Raw genomic sequence first — 22550 nt, 5'->3', positions numbered from 1 at the left:
CTTATGACTTAAGCAAGGTATGCTACGAGAATTTTGCTGAGTAAGGTTGCTTGTTCTGGATAGGAAATTGTTTCAGTTTCAAATATTCCTCGCATTAATAAACCGTAAAGATAGTTCAAGACAAAATCCGCGATCGCTTTATCTGGTACTTGCAAATAGTCGGCGATCGCTTGCGTAGTCTTATCCCAAGAGCTATGAAAAGCATTATTTCTACTCGATTCAGCTTTTTCCTGCTGGTAGAATTCCACCCAAAGTAAAACTTGCTTGCAAAAATTATCTTCATTTTTAGCTACAAAATTGAACATAATTTCAATTCGCTCTGTTAAGGTGGGTGGATTTCCCGCCTCCGCCAAGAAGTTGAGCAAGTCTTGTCTGTCTAGTTCTTCTACCAACTGAAGAAATAAGGCTTGTTTGCTGGGAAAGTAATGATAAAGCGTCCCTGTAGACACGCCCAACCCTTGAGCTAACTGTCGCATGGTGATCGAACCGTAGCCTTTTTCGGCAAATAGATCGAAACTCTTGAGCAACAGTTCTTTACGATATTGGTCGCGGTCAACAATCTTGGGCATCGGGACAATTAATTTGACTCTACATTAGATCGAACGTTTGATATAAATAAATATAAAACAAACGTCCAATATAAATCAAGTAGGAGCGGTTTTTTTTTACAGCAGATATGTCAAGTAACAAATACGTTTGCTGGCAAACCCGCCCGTACCGAAATTGTAGGGGCGGTTTTTTGCGGAGATTTGTAAAAAACAAACAGTTTTGCTGGCAAACCCGCCCGTACCGAAATTGTAGGGGCGGTTTTTTGCGGAGATTTGTAAAAAACAAACAGTTTTGCTGGCAAACCCACCCGTACCGAGAATAAGGAGGAATTTATAGTTGCAGAAGTTACGCAGTTGAGATCCCCCAACCCCCTTAAAAAGGGGGCTTTAAATTCCTTCCTCTTGAAAGGGGCTGGAAATCCCGTCCTTTTAGTTACTTGTAGCGATCTCTTCCACCCTTGCTTAATCCTCCCATAAAAAAGGGGTTCTAAATTCCCCCCTTTTTAAGGGGGGTTAGGGGGGATCGAGATCTCGCTTCTTCAACTGCGGATCTCCTCTCAGTTCCTACAATTAGGCATCATCCAAAGCAGCAATACCGGGCAGTTCCTTACCTTCAAGTAACTCCAAGCTAGCGCCGCCACCAGTTGAAATATGGCTCATTTGCTCGGCTACACCGACTTTTTCCACCGCTGCTACAGAATCACCACCACCAATGATGGAAGTCACGCCTTGCTTGGTGAGATCGGCAAGAGTACGAGCGATCGCTTCTGTGCCTACAGCAAACTTATCAAACTCAAATACACCCATCGGACCATTCCAAATCACCGACTTGCACTCAGCCAGCGCTGCTTGGAACGTCTTGACCGAATCTGGACCAATATCCAAACCCATACCATCAGATGGAATATTATCCACACTGACGGTCTGAGCGTTGGCATCAGCAGCAAATTTATCTGCTACCACCACATCTGTAGGTAACAGCAAATCGACACCACGTTCTTTTGCCTTAGCTTCCAAAGATTTAGCCAGTTCTAGCTTGTCTTCTTCCACCAGCGACTTACCAACATTCAAACCCCGTGCTTTGTAGAAGGTGAAAATCATCCCACCACCCAACAGCAGCTTATCGCACTTGTCCAACAGCGTTTCGATGACGCCAATCTTACTGGAGACTTTCGAGCCACCAATAATTGCCGCTAGGGGACGCTGAGGATTTTCGATCGCGCTTTGGAGATACTGAAGTTCTTTTTCAATCAAATAACCTGCTACCGAAGGGCTGAGGTAGTGAGTTACGCCCTCAGTTGAAGCATGGGCGCGGTGAGCCGTACCAAAAGCATCATTTACGTACAAGTCCGCATTTGCGGCTAGCTTTTGAGCAAATTCTGGATTATTCTTCTCTTCGTCGGGATAGAAGCGAACGTTTTCCAACAGTAACACCTGACCATTTTGCATTCCTGCAACTTTGCCAGCAACCTCATCACCGATACAATCGTCGCACTTAATAACTTCTTGACCGAGTAATTCGGAAAGGCGCTTAGCAACGGGAGTCAGACGCAATTTATCATCTACACCTTTGGGACGACCGAAGTGACTAGCCAGGATGACTTTAGCACCCTTTTTAATTAAATCTTGAATTGTCGGCAGTGCAGCACGAATGCGGGTATCATCAGTGATATTGCCTTGGTCGTCTAGCGGTACGTTAAAATCTACCCGTACTAACGCCCGCTTCCCAGATAAATCTGACGAGGATAAATTTGCTAGAGTTTTTTTGGACACAGCGTCAACCTCCTAATTGCCTTTTTGGTTTAGTCCATCATTTAGCGCCGTCCACATTTTACCGAAGCATGGGTATCGGAGTTACCACAAATGTTTAAGACTGTTCTGTTTCCGATCGATCGCAGCCGCGAAACACAAGAAGCCGTAGGAGTCGTGGTTGAAATCGTGCAAAAGTATGGTAGTCGTCTAATACTGCTATCGGTAGTAGAAGGATCGGAGGAGGCTGACGAGGGCATGGAATCGCCTGATGTCGTAGCCCGACTTCTCGAAGATGCCCAGTCCGTCTTCAAGCAGCAAGGCATTCAAACAGAGGCATTCGAGCGGCAGGGCAAGCCTGCATTTATTATCTGTGATGTAGCCGACGAAGTTGGTGCTAACTTAATTGTCATGGGATGCCGAGGACTCGGGTTGACAGAAGAAGGAGTCACCGAAAGCGTCACCAACCGCGTAATTAATTTATCTCCCTGTCCGGTTTTAGTTGTACCTTAATGAGGGAGCAGAGAGCAGGGAGCAGGGAGCAGGGAGGAAAAGAGCTGAGGAGCAGGAGAGCAGAGGAGCTGAGGAGCAGGGGAGCTTCAGGAGCTGAGGAGCAGGGGAAAACCAACTACCAACTACCCATTACTCATTACCCATTACCAATTACCTATTACCCATTGCCATTCACAAATGACCAATGACCAATGACAAATGACAAACGAAATTCAATGGTATCCAGGTCACATTGCCAAAGCAGAAAGAGCGCTTGCCGAACAACTGAAGTTGGTTGATGTGGTATTGGAGGTACGGGACGCACGGATTCCACTAGCGACCCACCATCCGCGCATGCCAGAGTGGGTAGGCAATAAAACACGAGTATTAATCCTCAACCGCGTCGATGCAATTCCCCCTGCGGTGCGGCAGTTGTGGCAGCAGTGGTTTAAGACACGGGGAGAAACAGTTTACTTTACCAATGCTAAAGATGGTAACGGTGTAGGACAAGTATTGCAGGTAGCGCAAAGAGCAGGTGATGAAATTAATCAACGCCGCAAAAATCGCGGCTTGTTAGCCCGTCCCGTGCGGGCAGCAGCAATTGGATTTCCCAACGTAGGTAAGTCAGCGCTGATCAATCGGCTGTTGAAGCGGCGGATTGTCGTCAGTGAGGCTCGTCCTGGGGTAACGCGCCAGTTGCGCTGGGTCAGAATTTCCGATCGCGTCGAATTGTTAGATGCACCTGGGGTAATTCCGACTAAGCTAGAAGACCAAGCAGCAGCAATTAAGTTAGCTATCTGCGATGATATTGGTGATGCTGCCTACGATTCTTACCAAGTGGCTGTTATATTTATCGATTTGCTGCAAGATTTAATGGCAACTGCTCCCGAATTCATGCCAGAAAATCCTCTATCTCGCTACAAAATCGATTCGTTAGGCATGACGGGAGAAGAGTTTGTCTATGAGTTATCGGCAAAACGCGATCGCGGCGACTTGGAACGCACGGCAAGACAGATACTGATAGATTTTCGCAAAGGAACTTTGGGGACAGTTCCCTTAGAGTTACCACCGAATTAATTTTTGTAACTTTTCTTTTCATCCAAATAAACTAAAAGAGGGAAAATAGCTCAAAGCTACTCCCTCTCTTATCCATTGATGGTATCTCGTATGAGTTTTAGAGATCGCCGTTGCGAAAGGCAAGGACAAAAATAACTGCTGGACCAGCTAGCATGATCAGGGCAACGCTTACTAGTTGAAACAGAGTTTCCCACTGAAAACTACCGATCGCATCAAAAATTCCAGACATAAGATTTATCTCTCCTCCCAGCTTGTCTATTTAACGTCGATTTCTTACATAAAAATCCGCACCTTATTTTACCTAGAGGAGAATTACCGGATTTAATTAACTTAACAAATCTATAACAAACCACAAATAAACCCTTGCTGCTCTCATTTTAGTGATGGGGGAACCAAAATCGCTAAGCTTGAGTAGCGGGAACTCTATCATCACCCAATCTGAATATTATGGCGACTTGGAAATGGCAACTTGGAAATGTGTAAAACAGTGTGGCGCTTGCTGTCATCTCGACCCAGAGGAACGCCCAGACATAGCAGAGTATTTGACACCAGAAGAGTTAGCACTCTATCTCAGCATGGTAGGTGAAGGTGGTTGGTGTATCAATTACGACCATTTAAAGCGAGAATGCAAAATCTACCCCAACCGTCCTCGCTTTTGCCGAGTCGAGCCAGAAATATTCTTAGATATGTACGGCATCGAGCCGGAAGAAGTCAACGATTTTGCGATCGAGTGCTGCGAGCAACAGATTTCCGGCGTTTATGGCGATCGCAGCCTGGAAATGGTGCGGTTTAGTAGGGAAGTTAGTGATTGGTAGTTGTTAGTTGTTGATTGTTAGTTAACTGGTCACTGGTCGCTGGTCACTGACCACTGATAAAGGGGTTGCCTTTTGTCATAATTTGGCAGAAAATGAAAGGAATATGAAAAGTATCGCGTATTAAACTGAACTGCTTGTGAAACTGGAATCTGCACCCCCTCAGCGATCTAGCTTATCTGACCAAATAACAGCACTGGAGAAACAGGTTTTGGAAACACACAGCCAACCTGTTATCAGCGTTAGCGATCGCCCCCCGCAACAGCAAAAGCAAACACAGCAGTCTTGGTGGGCAATATACGCCTCGACATTTTTCACCATATTTTTGGCAGAATGCGGTGATAAAACCCAACTTTCCACGCTGTTGATGAGTGCAGAGTCTCAATCACCCTGGATTGTCTTTGTAGGTGCAGCCGCAGCGTTAATTACGACTAGTTTACTAGGCGTACTCTTGGGACAGTGGTTAGCAAAACACCTATCACCTAGAAAGTTAGAAATTGCCGCAGGTACGAGTTTACTACTGATCGCGATCGCCTTAGTAGGAGATATTTTACTTTCGTAGAAGATCCCCCCTAGCCCCCCTGAAACAGGGGGGAACAAGAGAGAAATTCCCCTTTTAAGGGCGATCTAGAGGGACTGATAAAGATGCCCTCACCCCTCACTCCTCACTCCTCACTCCTCAACTTCATGGACTGGAAACTACTAGGAATTAGCTTTGTCACTGTTTTTCTCTCGGAATTGGGAGACAAAAGCCAACTAGCAGCGATCGCCCTCAGTGGCGGCTGTAAATCTCCTCGTGCTGTCTTTTTTGGCACGGCTAGCGCTTTGGTATTGACAAGTTTGCTGGGAGTTTTAGCAGGTGCGGGTGCAGCTCAGTTGCTACCCGTAAAATTCGTCAAGGCGATCGCGGCTGTGGGTTTTGCCGTTCTTGCAATTCGGTTATTATGCTTTGGAGACAATTCTCAGGAAACTGAGGAAACTACGATCTAAAAGGTGCAAATTCTACCTGTTGTCAAATCAAGTATTAAATGCACTCTCTTGGTTTCAAGGTAGTGCGTTAATTAACGCACCTACTCGCAATTGTGAAATTCACGGCTGAAAGCGGTATTGTGTGAAAAGGTATAAAAAACCAAGTTTTATAACTTATGACCGCCGTTCATCCCAATCATAAGAAAGCCAAAGCCCTCAAATCAGGAAGCCGCCGCCCAGCTAAAGAACTTTGCAGCGAGTGCGGCTTGTGCGATACATATTACATCCACTATGTCAAGGAAGCCTGTGCCTTCTTAAATCAGCAATTTGACCAATTAGAAACTCAAACGCACGATCGCAGCCGTAATTTAGACAATCCAGACGAACTTTACTTCGGCGTGCATCAATCGATGACAGCGGCGCGAAAAAAAGAACCGATTCCAGGGGCGCAATGGACGGGTATTGTTAGTACCATTGCGATCGAAATGCTAAATCGCGGCATTGTAGAAGGTGTAGTCTGCGTCCAGAATACCAAAGAAGACCGCTTTCAACCGATGCCAATTATTGCCCGTACCCCAGAGGAAATTTTAGCCGCACGGGTAAATAAACCTACGCTGTCGCCTAACCTATCGGTGCTAGAACAAATAGAACAGTCAGGTATGAAACGGCTGTTGGTTATTGGTGTCGGTTGCCAAATTCAAGCATTGCGGGCAGTAGAAAAACAACTCGGCTTAGAAAAGCTGTATGTTTTGGGAACTCCTTGTGTGGATAACGTTACCCGTGCGGGATTGCAAAAATTCTTAGAAACGACTAGTAAATCACCCGATACGGTAGTACATTACGAATTCATGCAAGACTTCCGCGTTCACTTCAAACACGAAGATGGTTCGGTAGAGACAGTACCTTTCTTTGGTTTAAAGACAAACCAGTTGAAGGATGTATTTGCACCTTCTTGCATGAGTTGTTTTGATTACGTCAACTCCCTTGCCGATTTGGTTGTCGGTTACATGGGTGCTACCTTTGGTTGGCAGTGGATTGTTGTCCGTAACGATCGCGGTCGCGAAATGCTGGATTTGGTGCAAGATAAATTAGAGCTACAACCAGTCATATCGCAGGGCGATCGCCATCAAGCAGTACAACAGAGTATACCTGCTTATGACAAAGCGGTGACTCTGCCCATGTGGGCGGCGAAGTTAATGGGTTTGGCGATCGAAAGAATTGGTCCGAAAGGATTGGAATACGCCCGGTTCTCAATTGATTCTCACTTTACACGGAATTATCTATACGTGAAGCGGAATTATTTAGAGAAGTTGGAAGCGCATGTACCGGAGTTTGCTAAGCGAATTGTAGGGCAGTATAAGTTGCCGGATTAATGCCTTGATGCGACATTCTTCTTAAATCTTCACAAGACTCACCTGCATAATTTTCTTCCATACTGCTGATAAGTAGATAGCGGAGGAAACACGCTATTTCTAGGAGGTGAGACAACAAGCAGCGCGGTAGTGATTTTGAAGAATTTTTCCTCGAAAATAAACATACCCCTGCTGGAGATAAAAATTAAAAATACTGTTATGGAAGAAATTGAGGTGAGTCTGCGTCAATTGGTCGTAGAAACTTGTCAGCACCAAGTCGGTAGTCTCGATCGCCAGCGAGGTTTAACTAGAATTGTCCGCTCGATTGCCAAGTCTGGCAAGCTGTGGAAAGAAAATACTCCCGATTACGAGGATGCTTTACAACAAACCTGGCTATATTTCTGCCGTAACCTGTGTGAAGCTACGACAGGCGATCGCTACGATCCCAGTCGTAGTAGTGTCACGACTTGGTTAAATGCATATCTGCGGCGACGGCTGCAAGACCTATACCTGCAAAGAAAGACTACCAATAACTCGACAACTAGACAAGTCTATTCTGTTGACGAGCTAGGGAAAGACGCGATTGAAGCCTTGGAAGCTCCGCCCGATGTCCCACCAATTTTGGAAACGACACGAAAGTGGATTCAAACCGATCCTGATGGCGACCTCCGCCGTACTTATATTCAAGGTTATCCAAAAGTGAATTGCCAAGTTTTATTGTTACAAAGGCTGCCACCAGAGACAAGCTGGGAAGATTTAGCAGCGCAATACAAGCTGTCCGTTTCGACACTGAGTAGTTTCTATCGGCGACAATGCTTACCACGATTGCGTAAATTCGGCGAATCGCAAGGGTATTTAGAGGATACCTATCATGAATTATCAAGCACGAGCAAACGATCGTTCCCTTCCGTTACCAATTACTCAAGCCGCAAATAGCATTGCTTGGCAGTTCAGCCAGCAGCAACCAACGTCACAAAAAGCAGAGCAAGTGCGACTGAATACCTTGGCTGTGTGTGCCGTCCGCGATTATCTAGAAATGATGGGCATTCCGGTGAATTGGAGTGGGTGCGATAGTTGGAATCCTTTCATGCGTGCGTGTGTGGATGCAGCAGACTTGGAGGTATTGGGTTTGGGTCGCCTAGAATGTCGGGCGATCGCCACTGATGCTTCTACCTGTTACGTGCCACCGGAGGTTTGGGAAGATCGGATCGGTTATGTTGTCGTGCGTTTGGATGAAGTAGAAAAACAGGTCGATATCCTGGGTTTTGTCCAGCAAGTTACCCAAGAACAGTTGACCGTCAACCAGTTGCGATCGCCGGAAGATCTATTGTCCCATTTGCAAGACTTGAGCGCGATAACTTCGTTAAGCTTCGCTAACGCAAATCCTTCCACGAGTACGGTTAACTTGAGACAGTGGTTCCAAAATACGTTTGAACCAGGTTGGCAAACTGTCGTCTCGCTATTAAATCCAGCCGAACACAATTTAGCCTTTAGCTTTCGTAAAACAGAAGAACTGAATACAAATGAAGTGGATCGCCCTGAAAATTTTGTCAGACGGGCAAAGTTAATTGACTTAGGTATGCAGCTAGCAGGTCATGCAGTTGCTTTGGTCATGGAACTGCGTCCTGCATCAGAGCAGAAAACCGATCTGATCGTACAAGTGCATCCGACGGGGAGAGAGACATTTTTACCACCGTCGCTACAGCTCATCGTTTTGGATGAATCTGGTTCAGTTTTCTTGGAAGCTAAAGCCAGACGCGCCGATAATTACATTCAGTTGCAATTTAGCGGTACTACCGGAGAAAGATTTAGCGTTAAAGTAGCTCTGGGGGATGTTGGCATCACGGAACACTTTATTATTTAAAACATTACCTGAGATTACATCGGCGACTAGTTCAACAGTGACCTTCTGTTTGCGCTGGAGATTTGAATTCCACTTGAAACTTACCAAGCACCTCTATGAAAGACTCTTGCTCAAGAGCGATAATACAGGTTTTTATTGGTAACTGGTAACTGGTAACTGGTAACTGGTAACTGTTTATTGACGTGCCTACAGGTGATAGATCGTGGGTAAGTTAGTTGTCCTGAAGTTTGGCGAAGGTAGCTTTGAGCAGGGATTTCCTGTCACGCTGCAAATTGGCGAGGATGGCGATCGCCCCGCCGTAGAACTTGCTGGCAGATTACCACCCCAGCCGGAAATTCCGCAACTCTACAGAAAATGGCAATCGGCTTATTACAGCTTGGGTTTGCGATCGCGTCTGGAAGCCGCTGCTGTCCAAATCACGAATGTTTGTGTCTTAGAAGACTGTTATAATGCCGCAGAATCCCTCAGTCGCAGTCTGAACAATTGGCTTTCCTCCCCATCGTTTCTCGCTTTAAGGGATAAGTTTTTAGAAAAATTAATGCCTGCGGATGCAATTCGAGTCATTTTGCAAACTGAAGATTTACTATTACAGCGACTACCCTGGCATCGCTGCGATCTATTTGCTCGCTATCCTCAAGCAGAAATTGCCTTGAGTACCCCCACCTACGAAGAAATTGCGCTGAAAACGACATCCTCTCGCACTCAAATCAGAATTTTAGCGATTTTAGGTAGTAGTGCCGGAATTGACATTCAAGCAGACCGTAACCTGCTCGAAAGCTTGCCTGGAGCAGATGTCAAGTTTTTGGTTGAGCCGTCACGTCAAGAGTTAGACCGTCAGTTATGGTCTACCCAAGGATGGGATATTTTATTTTTTGCCGGACATAGTGCCAGTCAAACAACTGCCTCTCAGAATGAAGTTACAGGCAGAATTTATTTAAATCAAACGGAAAGTTTAACTATTGCCGATCTCAAACACGCTTTACAAACTGCGGTAGAAAATGGTTTGAGCGTAGCCATTTTTAACTCTTGCGATGGCTTGGGTTTGGCACGGGACTTGGCAAGTCTGCACATTCCCCAAGTAGTATTCATGCGCGAACCCGTACCGGATCGCGTGGCACAAGAATTTTTGAAGAGTTTTCTCCAGGCTTTTGCTGGGGGAAAGTCTCTCTATTTGTCGGTACGAGAGGCAAGGGAAAGACTCCAGGGATGGGAAAGCGAATATCCTGCTGCTAGCTGGCTACCAGTCATTTATCAAAATCTTGCCGAAATTCCTCCGACTTGGCAACAGTGGATGCAACGTCTACGTCCACCACGACAACGGCTTTCTCTGCGGCGCGTCTTCTTCACCAGCACCATTGTCACGGCGGCGGTGGTAGGAATGAGGTTATTGGGTTTATTCCAACCTATAGAATTGCAAGTTTTCGACCAATTGATACGGCTGCGTCCTATGGAAAAAGCCGATCCGCGTCTGTTAATTGTGACGGTGACGGAGGAAGATTTGCAGCTGCCAGAACAGAAACAGAGAAAAGGATCTCTGTCAGATTTGGCACTGGAAAAACTATTGCAAAAACTAGAACAACTACATCCGCAAGTTATCGGTTTGGATATCTATCGCGATTTTCCAGTCGAGAAATTGCCGAGTCTGAAGTCAAGGCTCCAAAAAAGCGATCGCCTTTTTGCAATTTGTAAAGTCAGCGATCCAGAATTCGATCCGCGTGGCGTTCAACCTCCGCCAGAAGTCGCGCCCGAACGGATAGGTTTTAGCGATGTCCTCGCCGATCCAGATGACAATATCGTACGCCGTCATTTGCTCAATTTCGATCCGCCACTAACATCCCGTTGCAGTGCTAATACAGCGCTCAGTTTTCAACTCGCCCATCAATATTTGGCAGCGAAAGGAATTGAAACTCGATTCACGCCCAATGGTAATTTACAACTCGGTAATGTTGTTTTTCCGCGTTTGCAACCTTTCCATACGGGCGGTTATCAAAGAATCGATACTAAAGGCTATCAACTGTTACTCAATTACCGTCCCTTTGACTCTGTAGACGATATTGCCGTAGCAGTGACGCTAGGAGATATACTGAGCGATCGCATTCCGCCTCATCTTGCCCGTACCCTCAACAACCGGATTGTACTGATCGGTCTAGCGGCTCCTAGTACTGGTGATGCGTGGTCTACTCCCTACAGCATCGGCAGACAGGGGCTACAAAAACAAATTCCAGGTATTTATTTACAAGCTCAGATGGTGAGTCAACTCCTCAGTGCTGTTTTGGACGGACGACCGCCGCTTTGGGTTTTGCCTCTGTGGGGTGAAATTACCTGGATTTGGGCTTGGTCGTTGGTGGGAGGAGTTGTTGTTTGGTGCTGGCGTTCTCCCGTGCGATTGGGACTGAGTGTTTGCTTGACAATTGCAGCCCTATATGGTTCGAGTTGGATATTACTACTTCAAGGTGGCTGGCTGCCTTTAGTCCCTGCGGCTTTGGCTTTAGTCGTGACGGGAGGCAGAATTGCGGTCGTTAAGCGTTCTTTGCCCGATAGCAGCAATCTACCGCCCAAACCTACACTAAAGATAGATTGAGGTGAGATAATGCACAAGCTTGCAGCCACAGTAGCGATCGCCTTCACACTGCTCGTACCCACAGCAGCGATCGCAAACCACAATAACAGTCAAAATAACACTCACCAGCAAGTCAGCGCTCAACCCCGTTACACGCCGCCGCCCTTTCCCGCCTCTGGTACTCCCACCGGACGAACTAGAGGCGCAGCCGGACGAGGAGGAGACTGCGGCTTCAAGCTGCCGCTAACGGCACTAGCACCTGCCGTAGAAAAGACCGTAGGCACGGGCAAGGCAACGTATGTTTGGGGACAGACGATCGCCGAGTATCCCACCTTCTGGTTTTACATTCCCGCTGCCAGCCCTTCGCTCCGTTCTGTAGAATTCGTCTTGCAAGACGATCGCGATAACGATGTCTATCGTTCTGCTGTCGAACTGCCAGCTAAACCAGGAATCATCGGCGTGCGTTTACCATCTTCTCAACCACCACTCAAGCTGGATCGGAACTATCACTGGTTTTTGAAAACAGAAATAGCAGCCAGTTGCGATCGCCCAGATTCCACTATTGTTATTAAAGATTCGGTCGAAGGATGGGTACAGCGCATCTCGCCAACCGCCACGATGCGAGCGCAACTCAAAACAGCCACACCCGAACAACGACTCGCTCTCTACGCTCAACAAGGCTTATGGTACGATGCGATCGCCACCATAGCCGAACAGCGCTTACAGCAGCCGGACAATGCCTCTCACAAAGCAAATTGGAACGGGCTTTTACAATCTGCCAATTTGAGCGATATGACATCTCAGCCACTTTTGCCATGATGTCAGCGCGGGAGTCGGGAGTCGGGAGTCGGAAGTTGTAATCGAAAATGCGGAAGTTTTAGGGCTGTTGGTGAGATGCAATTTTGCTTTTAAGCATCGATCTAAAAGGCTTTTTGAAACTTCTATTTACATCAAGCTTAAAAATATGTATGATGCATACATATAATCTAAATGTTCTATGGATGACGAAAGAACGTCAAATCTCTTAGGTGCGCTTGCACTCAGCGTTACAGATGCCTTCAATGCAGTTGTTGCAGCCAATGCTGGATATGGTGGCGAAACCCCAGCTGCTCTGGTGACGTTAGGTGCAGAACCAGGACTGTCCATCAATCGACTGCGGCAAATTCTCAATCTCTCGCATCCTGGAACCGTTCGCCTGATCGATCGCTTAGAAAAGGAGGGTCTTGTGGAGCGGCGATCGGGAGCAAATGGTCGAACGCTGGCTTTATTCCTTACAGATGCGGGGTCTGAACGACGGAAAGCTATTTTGTCAGAGCGACGACAACACTTGCAAATTGCCATTAACTCTTTAACGCCGAACGAGCGCCAGCAATTGACCGCACTTTTAGAAAAAATGCTGGCAGCCATGACGACGAACGAGCTACAAGCCTTTACTATCTGCCGCTTGTGTGAAGAGGAAGTCTGCCCAGGCGATCGCTGTCCAGTCGAACAAAAATACTGTCAAATACTAAAACAATGAAAACAGTAATCCTTGCTCTAAGCTACGCCTTTTGCTGGGGAGTTGGATTGACACTGACAAAAATTGCCCTTTCAGAAATTACAGCGACGACTCTATTGATTATTCAACTGATTGCCAGCGTTACATTTCTTGCCACAGTGTGTTACTTCAAAGATCGTCAACTGCCATTCACTTGGAGTCATCTCAAACAAGGCTTTGCAGGGATTTTTGAACCTGCTTTAGCCTACATGGTTGGAACCTTTGGCGTAAAGATGACGACTGCCAGCAACGCAACATTAATTGGTTCATCCGAGGTAATTTTTACCATTTTGTTAGCAGCAGTTTTCTTAGGTGAAAAACTTACGCGAGTCAAATTACTCCTCGCTGGCATTAGTTTTATAGGGGTGTCTCTGTTAATGTTAAAAGACGCTCAGGGTGCAGACCGTGCCTCACTTGTCGGCGATCTACTCGTACTGCTCGGTACGGTCTTCGCAGTATTCTATGTTCTCCTGAGCAAGAAGCAGATTGCAACAGCAAATCCTTTACAGCTCACCGCATCACAGCAGATGGTTGGTTTGCTTGTAACTGTATCGTGTTTTAGCGTACTATCAATTCTCAATTCGAGCTATGAAGTGAGCGCAGCAGGCATTTCACTACAATTTTGGTTACTTGCAGTTATTTCGGGCATCATGCAGTATGCTTTAGCGTTCTTACTCTATTTGATTGCATTACAAAATGTACCTGTAAGTCAAGCTGCGTTTTACGTTGCCCTCATTCCCATTTTTGGTGTAGCAAGTGCAATTTTGGCGCTCGGCGAGCAACCCAGCTTTACACAGTGGGTTGGAGGGGTATTAATCGTTGCGTCGTCCTATCTTGCAAACAAACTCAAAACTGTGTAAAGAAAACTACGAGTAGTGCAACTAGCCTAGTACAAAAATGAAAAGAAATCAGTCCCAGCCGTGCGATCGCCTCTTGCCATCCCAGTCATAAAATGAGCAGTGTAATCTTTGTAGAGATCTTACATGTAGCATTTCTACACTGATAACTGATAACTGTACGGGCGGGTTTTGAACGAAGATTATGGCTAAAGCCCGTGAATCTGCTTGCTAAACCCGCCTCTACGACAACTGACAACTGATAACTGATAACTGAAATGGGACAAGAAATTTTTCAGGTCGATGCTTTTACAAATAAACCTTTTACTGGAAATCCTGCTGGCGTTTGCGTTCTGCCGCAACCGAGAGATGACGGTTGGATGCAAAATATTGCCAAGGAGATGAATTTATCAGAGACGGCTTTCTTACTCCGGCAAGATGATGGTAGTTACAATTTGCGGTGGTTTACCCCTGCTACAGAAGTTCCTCTCTGCGGTCATGCTACCCTAGCTAGCGCTCATGTGCTGTGGAAACAGGGTTATTTGCAGCCAGAGGAAACAGCTCGATTTCACACTCTCAGCGGCTTGCTGACGGCAAAACGGATAGGAGAATGGATCGAGTTAGACTTTCCCATGCAAGTCCCTGCTGAATCGGAAATACCTGTCGATTTGATTAAAGCTTTGGGAACCAAACCAAAGTATGTAGGTGAGACGAGTGGGAATTATTTAGTGGAATTAGATTCGGAGGAGATTGTCAGCAATCTTCAGCCAGATCTTAGTTTACTGAAAACCTTACCCGTGCAAGGCGTAATTGCTACCAGCCAAGCGACAACTTCAGAGTATGATTTTGTCTCTCGCTACTTTGCCCCTAATGTCGGAATCGATGAAGATCCGGTGACGGGTTCGGCGCATTGTTGCCTTGCACCCTACTGGCGCGATCGCTTGGGGAAAAATAATTTTCTCGCCTATCAAGCTTCTGCTAGGGGTGGAGTTATTAAAGTTAGTTGTCAAGGCGATCGCGTTTTATTGGGAGGACAAGCTGTTCTCGTTTTACGGGGTGAATTGGTTGATTAATGGTAACGGGATAATTTAAGTAACTCGTGAAGCTAGCGATCGACTAGGAAACTTCTAAAAATGCCAGTTCAAACTCTTTACCCTGTCGTACCTCACAATATGGTTGGTGACATTCGGGACATTCGTAGAGTAAATCGGTGGGATGAAATTCAGTAGTGCAATTGGGGCAATAACAGACGACTGGTACGGACTCCACCTGAAGTCTGGCATCTTCAGCTATTGTCTCCTTTTTCACCACATCAAACGCCAGTTGTAAAGACTCTGGTACTACTCCAGATGCCTCACCGACTCGCATTTGCAACAGGCGAATATGGCTCGCGCCTTCATGTTTTGCACGTTCTACAGCAGTTTCGAGAACGTTTTGCATCATTCCAACTTCATGCATAGTTCTACCTTGCCTAATTTAATCAAATGGTAAATTTGTTCCAGCGCTACCTGAATACCTCGTTCAGCAATGGGTGAAAGGCGATCGCCTAATTCAAAGTTCGTTCCTGGTATCGTTACCCACCAAGCATTCGGAACTCGATTGTAAAGCGCTTGCGTCAGGGCTAGTAGCGATCGCGGATCGCCTGTATGTCCGCCGATCGCAGTAGAATTGGTAGGTGCGATCGCTTGTACTCGCACATTCTCGCAGACACTTGTATAACAGGCATCAATAAAAATTGCTAGGTCGGCTGTTGCCAAAAATGCAGCTAGTTCGGGTGTGAGTTGATGGACGCACAGCGATTTTACATGAGGTAATTCCTCAGATGCGATCGCATTAGCTACTTTTTGCCCCACTGCATCATCGCTACGTAAGTCATTACCGTAGCCAATTACTAAAATAGTTTTTGAGTTCTTGCTCATGTTATTCTAGCTAGCTCTATCTTGAAGCTATGAGGAAACATTGAGGAAATTGTGAGGTATAGCAGATTCACCTAAAAACTTTTAATCCCGCCAAACTTCATCAACAACACTTCCATCTGTTCCCACTAATTGAACGTGCAATGGCATTTGTCCGGCTGCATGAGTCGAACAACTCAAGCAAGGGTCAAAAGCCCGAATTCCAGCTTCAACACGATTCAACATTCCTTCAGGAATTTCTGCACCATGAATAAAATGTCGGGCAATTTGAGCCACCGTGCGGTTCATTGCGAGATTATTTTGCCCCGTCGCAATAATCAAATTTATCTTCTGCATTAAGCCGTTTTCATCAACTTTGTAGTGATGAAATAAAGTTCCCCGTGGTGCTTCACTACAGCCAACTCCTTCTAATTGGTTAATTCCAGCTTCGGCGCGGATTTTATTAGATAAAACCTGTGGATCGTCAAGCAACAATTCAATTTGCTCGATTGATGCCAAAATTTCAATCAGTCGGGCGTAGTGGTAAAAAAAGGATGAGAGTACAGTACCACCACCGCGATCGCGAAATTCGCTTAATTCTCGATCTGCGATCTCCGTGCCAATGCGAGTACAAATATTTAATCGTGCTAAAGGTCCAACTCGATAAATGCCACTATCTAAACGACAGCGATCTTTTTGGTCGGGATATCCTAAAGGGCGATAATATGGGAACTTGAGATAAGTATAAGATTCAACTGCTTCACCAATAAATTCTTGATAGCGAGTTGGATCGAGTTTGTCTGCAATAATATTACCAGCACTATCGACAAACCGAATATATCCATCGTAGTTTTCCCACAAACCATCAGATGTGACCAAACCCATAAATAAACTGGGAAAATTACCAAAAGTTTGAGCTTCCCTTTCATAGTCTTGCAGCAATCGCTTAAATCTACCCAGCGCATCTAATATTGTGGTTTTAGCTTCTGGAATGCGGCTTTGAATCTGCGTGCGTCCTGCTTGGGATAAAGGTTCTCGCACGCCACCTGGAATTGCCCACGATGGATGAATCTTGCGCCCCCCTAATATTTCAATAATTTCTTGCCCAAATTGTCGCAGTCGAATTCCACCTCTGGCTAATTCTGGTTGAGCGGCAATTAACCCAAAAACGTTGCGCTGTTGGGGATCGCTATCCATGCCTAATAGTAAATCTGGGGCGCTGAGATGGAAAAAACTCAGGGCATGGGATTGGATGATTTGCCCCAAATTCATCAACCGACGCAATTTAGTCGCGGCGACGGGAATAGTGACAGAAAGAATGCGATCGCCTGCTTTAGCAGAAGCTAGCAAGTGACTCACTGGGCAAATTCCACAAATCCGCGCCGTAATTCCTGGCATTTCCCACAAAGGACGACCTTCACAGAATTTCTCAAACCCGCGAAATTCTGTGACGTGGAACCGAGCATCGGTCACTTGTCCGGCATCATCTAAGTAGATGGTAATTTTAGCGTGACCTTCAAGGCGCGTGACTGGATCGATAACAATTCGCTGGGACATAGAATACTGCTCTTTTCGCGATGATTTTTTACCGAGACTCGCTCTAACCAAGTCAGAAATTACGCACTTGCAGCCAGAGATCTCGATCCCCCCTAGCCCCCCTTAAAAATGGGGGGACAGATGCCCCCAATTTGGCTGGGGTTGGGGGTGCTACTAACCAAACTTGATAAACTCGCGCCCTTCTAACTGCGGTTTTTCTCCACGCAACAGCGATTCTAGTACGGCTCGAATCCGCGCTGCTGGAGGCGGACAACCTGGCAAGTAAATGTCAACGGGTACGACTGTATGTACTGGCGTGACTCGATTTAACAAAGGTGGGACAATACCTGGTTCTTGGGGGATCTGTCCGCGCACGTCTGCGGTTTCAATGTAACAGCGTTGTAGAACTGGTTCGGCACTCCCTAATGGATTGCGTAAAGCTGTCACGTTACCAGTTACAGCACAATCACCAAACGAGATCAGGAGTTGCGATCGCTCTCTTACTGTTTTAATCGTTTGCAAGTGATCTTCATTGGCGATCGCTCCTTCTACCAATACCACATCCACCCCTTCTGGATATTCTTTGGTATCCATAAAGGGACTGTAGACTAAATCTGCCCCAGCCGCTAGCTCGATCAGCCATTCGTCTAAGTCAAGAAATGACATGTGACAACCCGAACAGCCACCTAACCAAACTGTTGCTAGTTTCAAACGAGTCATTGTTTACTTACTCCCTTGCTCGTAAAGAACTTCGGGGGATCGTTGCCATACAGCTATGGTTATAAACAAATAACTTGAGGAAATTATGAGGAAGGAGGCGAGAATTTCCTAGAGAAAATAGGGAATTACTGGCTCAAGCAGGTTTTGGCTGCGAACAAAGTAACGCCTAGCTGAGATAAATCCAGCCTATGAAGAGGAAGGCGAAAAGAGACTGCAAATAATTCTACTTTGTAGAGCCGCAAAATTTCACGGCTCCAAAAAATTAACCATTAAACCTAGTATGGTCAATAGAAAATACCATCAAATCTTAATAATGGTTGAGGTTGATTCCGGCTGCTTTTGCCATTGCTGACAAGCCTTTGAGGTTGAGGGTTTTGATTGCTTTAGTCGAAAGCTTCAGTCTCACCCAGCGATTACCTTCTTCCCACCAAACCCGTTTCCACTGCAAGTTGGCTTCTTGCACTTTTTTAGTCCGGCGGTGAGAGTGGGAAATGGCATAACCATTGTTTGCCTTTCTGCCTGTGAGCATACATTTACGGGACATAAGGATCTCCAGATCTTCGCGTTTAGGTATCTTGCACAATCTATCATTGTACCCGTAATTTTCCTGGGAGGGTATGATGGCTGTGTTGAGAGCGAATAAGCATGATTCTTTTTTTAGTTGCGCTCCTATCCTTCTACGTTGCTTGGAACTTAGGCGCAAATGATGTTGCTAATGCGATGGGAACCTCTGTCGGCTCTAAAGCTGTGACTTTGCGTCAAGCATTAGTCATTGCAGGAACTCTAGAATTTACAGGTGCGGTGCTGTTTGGACATGAAGTTTCAGAAACTCTAGCAACCAAAATTTTCAATCCTGCCCTATTCATTTCTCAGCCAGAAGTATTGTTAGTAGGCATGGTATCAGTTCTACTAGCTGGGGGAGCGTGGTTGCAAATCGCGACTTCACAGGGGTTACCCGTGTCCTCTTCTCATGCAATTGTAGGAGCGATCGCGGGTTTTAGTGCTTGCGCGATCGGATGGGAAGCAATAGACTGGGCATCAATCGGTAAAATCACTTTTGCCTGGGTTATTACGCCGATAGTCAGCGGTGCGATCGCCTCTGCATTCTACAGTCAGGTAAGACACTGGATTTTGACTCAACCCGATCCTCTCAAACAGCTAGATGAGTGGATTCCTTGGTTAAGTGTGGCGTTGATAAGTATTTTTGGTGTTATCGTCCTACCTACTGTCAGTCATCCAATATATACTTTGCTAACTCAACATTGGGGTTTACAACTTCCAGCCCGCGATTTACCTTTAGGGCTAGGAGCAATCGCGTCTGTATGTCTGACCTTTTATGGTTGGAGACAGCTAGCAAAGTCAAAAGTTCAAAGTCAAAAGTCAAAAGTAGTTCCGACTCCCGACTCCCCTGTACGGGGGGGTTTCGAGCCAAGATTTATTGACGGAAGCCGTGAATCTTTTGCTAAACCCGCGCCTACGACTCCCGACTCCCTTGTAGAAAAACAACTGGCACGCTTCCAATTATTGAGTGCTTGTTTCGTTGCTTTCGCACACGGTTCTAACGATGTCGGGAATGCGATCGCACCCTTGGCAGCAGTCTCTTATATTATTCGTACTGGCAGTGTCCCTGTAGATAGCATCGCAATTCCGTTATGGATTCTCGTACTTGGCGGTGCTGGTATTGTTGCAGGTTTAGCTGTTTGGGGCAAAAAAGTCATCGCCACCATCGGCGAGGGAATTATTCCCTTACAACCCAGTGGCGGCTTCTGTGCTGAATTAGCCACGGCAACAACTATTTTACTGGCTTCACGCCTGGGTTTACCCGTTTCTACATCCCATGCTCTAGTTGGTGGTGTCGTGGGAGTTGGTTTAGTCAGAAATTGGAAAACAATTCAGTTCCAAACTGTGCGAGGAATTGCTGCAGCTTGGATAATTACAGTGCCGATAAGTGCAGTTTTGGGTGCTAGCATCTTTGCGATTGCACGTCTAATCTTCCTCTAGTTGAAAGCTTGTCCGCAACTTTGTGCGCGACACAGTGTTTGTGAGCGTAAACCGTGCGATCGCCAATTTGACACTGTTGAATCCAATCCCAACCTAGTCTTACCATCGGACGGTGGCAAATACCGCAGACGTATTTATCAATCGTATCTAGTTCTGCACCAATTAAATATTGTTGTGCTTCAGGAAAAATTCCCGACTCTTTTAAAAATTCACAAACAACGCGATATGGATCTACCCGACACCACCAACTGGCGACATGATACATCTCAAAACCTAGTTTTTCTAAATACTTTTCATTGCCTAAAGTTTTGCTGTGTCCTCCGTTAAGAAAATGTTGTTCGCCAGCAACTTCTAAGCCTAATAATCTAACTTGGTTGCTGTTATGACTCGCCACCCACAGTTGGTCTAAAACATATGGGATAGAAGATTGATAGCTAGAACTCGGTACGATAAATTGAGGGGTAATTAATTTAATTGCTTTATAAAACTGGGCATATTTATACATAAAATTAGAGAAATTAGCTTTGCTAAACCAAATTCCTAATGCCTTACCATGCATAATTTCATGCATAGCAGAATAAGCTTCATACTGCCCGTAGCAAAACTGTTTGGTAGTTAAAAATTTCTCTGGAATTTCATAACCTCTTTGTTTGGCAACGCGAAATGCCTGAGAGGAGTTTAATTGCTGAAAATACTTTTCTTTCGATACTGGAATTGTTGTACCGTTGGAACTAATATAATGCCAGCCCGTTCTTAGAGCTTGCATCAGCAAATCGCGATCGCCAATTTCTTGATACAGTTGCTCGACATACTCGTAGCAAGGTTTATTGTGAGTTGGCAAGTCAAAAACAAGTTTAGTTTTTGGCGTACCCAGCATAATATCTGAGTTTTTCAGAGTTAATTTTGTTAGTTTTTCTAATTGTGAAATATAGTCGTGAATTCTAATTGCACTCTTAATTTCTTGTACATCTAGAGACATATAAATATTACTAATAAATTTCCCATGTATAAAACCATACTGGAATCTACTGATGATGTCTAACCTTCTCCAGGTATATTTATGAAAACTTTATTCAAATTACAAAAATAGTAAAGAATTAGCGTATAAATACAGAGAATGTAGGGAATAACAACGGGTAATTAGTGATGGGTAATTGGTAATTACTCCCTCAGTTCTCTTCTCCTCTGCTCCTCTGCTCCCTCTGCTCCTCTGCTCCCTACTCTCTGCTCCCTCTGCTCCCTACTCCCTGCTCCCTGCTCCCTGATAAAGCTGCATCACATCTTTCAGAGATAAACGCGACTGCACGCCTAAAGTCAAGGGTGAGGTATGCCCTCGGTTAAGATGATCGGCAGCAGCACAACCAATCATGGCAGCGTTATCTGTACAGAGCTTTAAAGGCGGAAATAACACGCGCAGACTATGACTGGCTGCTGCTACTTGCAGGTGTTTTCTGAGGCTGCTGTTGGCTGCAACTCCACCACCTACAGCGATAGTTTCTAAGCCATAGTCACGAGCGCAAGCGATCGCCCGTTTAGTTAGCGATCGTGCTACTGTTTCCTGAAAACTTGCCGCTACATCTGCTACTGGTACAGCACCATTTTGCTCTAACTGTCTTACCAATCGCAGTACTGCTGTTTTCAAGCCGCTAAAACTCGAATCATAGGGATGATAACCACCCTGTGATCGAGAAATATTTCCCTCTGGCAAGGAAAAAGCTTGAGCGTTACCTGTCTGTGCCAATTTGTCAATGATAGGACCGCCAGGATATCCCAATTGCAACAGCCGTGCAACTTTATCAAAGGCTTCTCCAGCCGCATCATCGCGGGTTTCACCTAATGTCTCGTACATGCCGCAATCTTTAACGTAGATCGAGCTAGTGTGTCCGCCAGAAACTAACAAGCACAAAAAAGGCGGTTGCAAACTTGGTTCGCTCAAGTAGTTGGCATAAATATGCCCTTCTAAGTGATGTACGCCCAAAAAGGGCTTTTGATGGATTAATGCTAAAGTTTTTGCTGCTGTGATGCCCACCATCAAAGCACCAACCAACCCAGGCGCACAAGTTGCCGCAATCCCATCCAGGTCTTGCCAGTTCATTTCAGCTTGTTCTAAAGCTAGGGCGATCGCCTGATTGATAATTTCTAAATGCTGGCGCGAAGCAACCTCTGGTACAACTCCCCCATACTGACTGTGCACTAGGATCTGGGAGTTAACAATACTGCTACAAACTTGACGATTCTTAACAATCGCCACCGCAGTTTCATCACAACTTGTTTCTATCGCTAAAATCGTAGCCATTTTTAAGAAGGGAGTCGGGAGTCGGGAATCGGGAGTCGGTAGGGGCAGGTTTATTCAGCATACCTACAATAAAGTGAAGAATTCAGCGGTTAAACCTGCCCGTACAGAAGTGGGAGAATGAGGAATAGTTACAGGGGAACGGGAAAGATGAAGAATTTTTGCAGGCACGCTCTTTGTTCTTCATAATTTCACGCTCAATTTTTAGTCTTTCTTCCCCTACTCCCTACTCCCTACTCCCTACTCCCTATATTAAGTAGCTTAAACTTTGATTTGCTCTAACTTTACTAGGATCGCGCGCGAGAGTAT

At 45.7% G+C, this 22550-nt stretch carries 25 protein-coding genes; 15 read left to right on the top strand and 10 right to left on the bottom strand.

The genetic code is table 11. The features are described 5' to 3' along the window. Positions 1 to 8 precede the first annotated feature (8 nt). Together ACRC32_RS11595 and ACRC32_RS11590 are read right to left on the bottom strand one after the other, a co-directional pair. Positions 9 to 569 carry a TetR/AcrR family transcriptional regulator gene (locus tag ACRC32_RS11595; RefSeq protein WP_438554099.1) on the bottom strand — a complete coding sequence of 187 codons (561 nt, stop codon included), beginning with the start codon at positions 567 to 569 and terminating at the stop codon, positions 9 to 11. Positions 570 to 1118: 549 nt separating this feature from the next. Beyond that, positions 1119 to 2321 (bottom strand): phosphoglycerate kinase, encoded by a 1203-nt coding sequence (locus tag ACRC32_RS11590; protein ID WP_438554098.1) that lies wholly within the window; start codon positions 2319 to 2321, stop codon positions 1119 to 1121. 90 nt (positions 2322 to 2411) lie between these two features. Between ACRC32_RS11590 and ACRC32_RS11585 the strand changes: the two genes are divergently transcribed. From ACRC32_RS11585 to ylqF, 3 genes are read left to right on the top strand one after another with little or no spacing between them, the layout of a single operon-like run. Next, complete coding sequence (locus ACRC32_RS11585; RefSeq protein ID WP_438554097.1) at positions 2412 to 2810, top strand: universal stress protein; 399 nt, start codon at positions 2412 to 2414, stop codon at positions 2808 to 2810. Then, positions 2810 to 2998, top strand: a complete 189-nt coding sequence (locus ACRC32_RS11580) for a hypothetical protein (protein ID WP_438554096.1) — start codon at positions 2810 to 2812, stop codon at positions 2996 to 2998. The genes ACRC32_RS11585 and ACRC32_RS11580 overlap by 1 nt, the downstream gene beginning before the upstream one ends. Before the next feature lie 10 nt (positions 2999 to 3008). Continuing rightward, positions 3009 to 3866, top strand: coding sequence for a ribosome biogenesis GTPase YlqF (gene ylqF / locus ACRC32_RS11575; protein ID WP_438554095.1), 858 nt, complete (start codon positions 3009 to 3011; stop codon positions 3864 to 3866). Between the two features lie 97 nt (positions 3867 to 3963). Here the strand turns inward: ylqF and psb30 are convergent, their stop codons facing one another. Beyond that, entirely contained in the window at positions 3964 to 4086 is a 123-nt protein-coding gene (gene psb30 / locus ACRC32_RS11570; protein WP_039717506.1) for a photosystem II reaction center protein Ycf12/Psb30, read from the bottom strand. A 241-nt stretch (positions 4087 to 4327) separates the two neighbouring features. On the opposite strand from psb30, the gene ACRC32_RS11565 reads away from it, so the two are divergent. The 11 genes from ACRC32_RS11565 (at position 4328) to ACRC32_RS11515 (ending at position 14869) form a co-directional block, all read left to right on the top strand. Next, positions 4328 to 4681 (top strand): YkgJ family cysteine cluster protein, encoded by a 354-nt coding sequence (locus ACRC32_RS11565; RefSeq protein ID WP_438554112.1) that lies wholly within the window; start codon positions 4328 to 4330, stop codon positions 4679 to 4681. Between the two features lie 136 nt (positions 4682 to 4817). Next, a complete protein-coding gene (locus ACRC32_RS11560) occupies positions 4818 to 5240 on the top strand; it encodes a TMEM165/GDT1 family protein (RefSeq protein ID WP_438554094.1) in 423 nt (140 codons plus the stop codon). Between the two features lie 125 nt (positions 5241 to 5365). Further along, on the top strand, positions 5366 to 5668 hold the full coding sequence (locus ACRC32_RS11555; protein WP_438554111.1) for a TMEM165/GDT1 family protein: 303 nt from the start codon (positions 5366 to 5368) through the stop codon (positions 5666 to 5668). Between the two features lie 155 nt (positions 5669 to 5823). Further along, entirely contained in the window at positions 5824 to 7020 is a 1197-nt protein-coding gene (locus ACRC32_RS11550; protein ID WP_438554093.1) for a Coenzyme F420 hydrogenase/dehydrogenase, beta subunit C-terminal domain, read from the top strand. Positions 7021 to 7218: 198 nt separating this feature from the next. Beyond that, positions 7219 to 7935, top strand: a complete 717-nt coding sequence (locus tag ACRC32_RS11545) for a sigma-70 family RNA polymerase sigma factor (RefSeq protein WP_438554092.1) — start codon at positions 7219 to 7221, stop codon at positions 7933 to 7935. After that, positions 7871 to 8863, top strand: a complete 993-nt coding sequence (locus ACRC32_RS11540; protein WP_438554091.1) for a DUF1822 family protein — start codon at positions 7871 to 7873, stop codon at positions 8861 to 8863. Before ACRC32_RS11545 ends, ACRC32_RS11540 begins: the two co-directional genes overlap by 65 nt. A gap of 202 nt (positions 8864 to 9065) precedes the next feature. Next, positions 9066 to 11444: a CHASE2 domain-containing protein gene (locus ACRC32_RS11535; protein ID WP_438554090.1), complete on the top strand. Its 2379-nt coding sequence runs from the start codon at positions 9066 to 9068 to the stop codon at positions 11442 to 11444. 9 nt (positions 11445 to 11453) lie between these two features. Next, entirely contained in the window at positions 11454 to 12242 is a 789-nt protein-coding gene (locus ACRC32_RS11530) for a DUF928 domain-containing protein (RefSeq protein WP_438554089.1), read from the top strand. Positions 12243 to 12420: 178 nt separating this feature from the next. After that, positions 12421 to 12942 carry a MarR family winged helix-turn-helix transcriptional regulator gene (locus ACRC32_RS11525; RefSeq protein WP_438554088.1) on the top strand — a complete coding sequence of 174 codons (522 nt, stop codon included), beginning with the start codon at positions 12421 to 12423 and terminating at the stop codon, positions 12940 to 12942. Further along, a complete protein-coding gene (locus ACRC32_RS11520; RefSeq protein WP_438554087.1) occupies positions 12939 to 13820 on the top strand; it encodes a DMT family transporter in 882 nt (293 codons plus the stop codon). Before ACRC32_RS11525 ends, ACRC32_RS11520 begins: the two co-directional genes overlap by 4 nt. 254 nt (positions 13821 to 14074) lie before the next feature. After that, complete coding sequence (locus tag ACRC32_RS11515; RefSeq protein ID WP_438554086.1) at positions 14075 to 14869, top strand: PhzF family phenazine biosynthesis protein; 795 nt, start codon at positions 14075 to 14077, stop codon at positions 14867 to 14869. A 43-nt stretch (positions 14870 to 14912) separates the two neighbouring features. Here the strand turns inward: ACRC32_RS11515 and hypA are convergent, their stop codons facing one another. The 5 genes from hypA to rpmB all read right to left on the bottom strand — a co-directional run bounded on the left by hypA (position 14913) and on the right by rpmB (position 18491). Next, positions 14913 to 15254 (bottom strand): hydrogenase maturation nickel metallochaperone HypA, encoded by a 342-nt coding sequence (gene hypA / locus ACRC32_RS11510; protein WP_192154059.1) that lies wholly within the window; start codon positions 15252 to 15254, stop codon positions 14913 to 14915. Next, positions 15236 to 15715 carry a hydrogenase maturation protease gene (locus tag ACRC32_RS11505; protein ID WP_438554085.1) on the bottom strand — a complete coding sequence of 160 codons (480 nt, stop codon included), beginning with the start codon at positions 15713 to 15715 and terminating at the stop codon, positions 15236 to 15238. The genes hypA and ACRC32_RS11505 overlap by 19 nt, the downstream gene beginning before the upstream one ends. Positions 15716 to 15796: 81 nt before the next feature. Beyond that, entirely contained in the window at positions 15797 to 17248 is a 1452-nt protein-coding gene (locus tag ACRC32_RS11500; RefSeq protein WP_438554084.1) for a Ni/Fe hydrogenase subunit alpha, read from the bottom strand. A gap of 153 nt (positions 17249 to 17401) precedes the next feature. After that, positions 17402 to 17947 (bottom strand): oxidoreductase, encoded by a 546-nt coding sequence (locus tag ACRC32_RS11495; protein ID WP_438554083.1) that lies wholly within the window; start codon positions 17945 to 17947, stop codon positions 17402 to 17404. A gap of 307 nt (positions 17948 to 18254) precedes the next feature. Then, the gene (gene rpmB / locus ACRC32_RS11490; protein WP_438554082.1) at positions 18255 to 18491 is read right to left on the bottom strand and encodes a 50S ribosomal protein L28; all 237 of its coding nucleotides are present in this window, start codon (positions 18489 to 18491) and stop codon (positions 18255 to 18257) included. Between the two features lie 101 nt (positions 18492 to 18592). Between rpmB and ACRC32_RS11485 the strand changes: the two genes are divergently transcribed. Then, positions 18593 to 19948 carry an inorganic phosphate transporter gene (locus tag ACRC32_RS11485; protein ID WP_438554081.1) on the top strand — a complete coding sequence of 452 codons (1356 nt, stop codon included), beginning with the start codon at positions 18593 to 18595 and terminating at the stop codon, positions 19946 to 19948. On the opposite strand, the gene ACRC32_RS11480 is transcribed toward ACRC32_RS11485, so the two are convergent. Beyond that, positions 19911 to 20927: a hypothetical protein gene (locus ACRC32_RS11480; RefSeq protein WP_438554080.1), complete on the bottom strand. Its 1017-nt coding sequence runs from the start codon at positions 20925 to 20927 to the stop codon at positions 19911 to 19913. The two genes, ACRC32_RS11485 and ACRC32_RS11480, sit on opposite strands and share 38 nt — an antisense overlap. Positions 20928 to 21188: 261 nt before the next feature. After that, on the bottom strand, positions 21189 to 22244 hold the full coding sequence (gene tsaD / locus ACRC32_RS11475) for a tRNA (adenosine(37)-N6)-threonylcarbamoyltransferase complex transferase subunit TsaD (protein ID WP_438554079.1): 1056 nt from the start codon (positions 22242 to 22244) through the stop codon (positions 21189 to 21191). Between the last annotated feature and the right edge of the window lie 306 nt (positions 22245 to 22550).

Origin of the sequence: Chroococcidiopsis sp. (assembly GCF_051657925.1) — a bacterium.
Taxonomy (GTDB): domain Bacteria; phylum Cyanobacteriota; class Cyanobacteriia; order Cyanobacteriales; family Chroococcidiopsidaceae; genus Chroococcidiopsis.
This window is presented reverse-complemented; position numbering and strand designations above follow the sequence as displayed.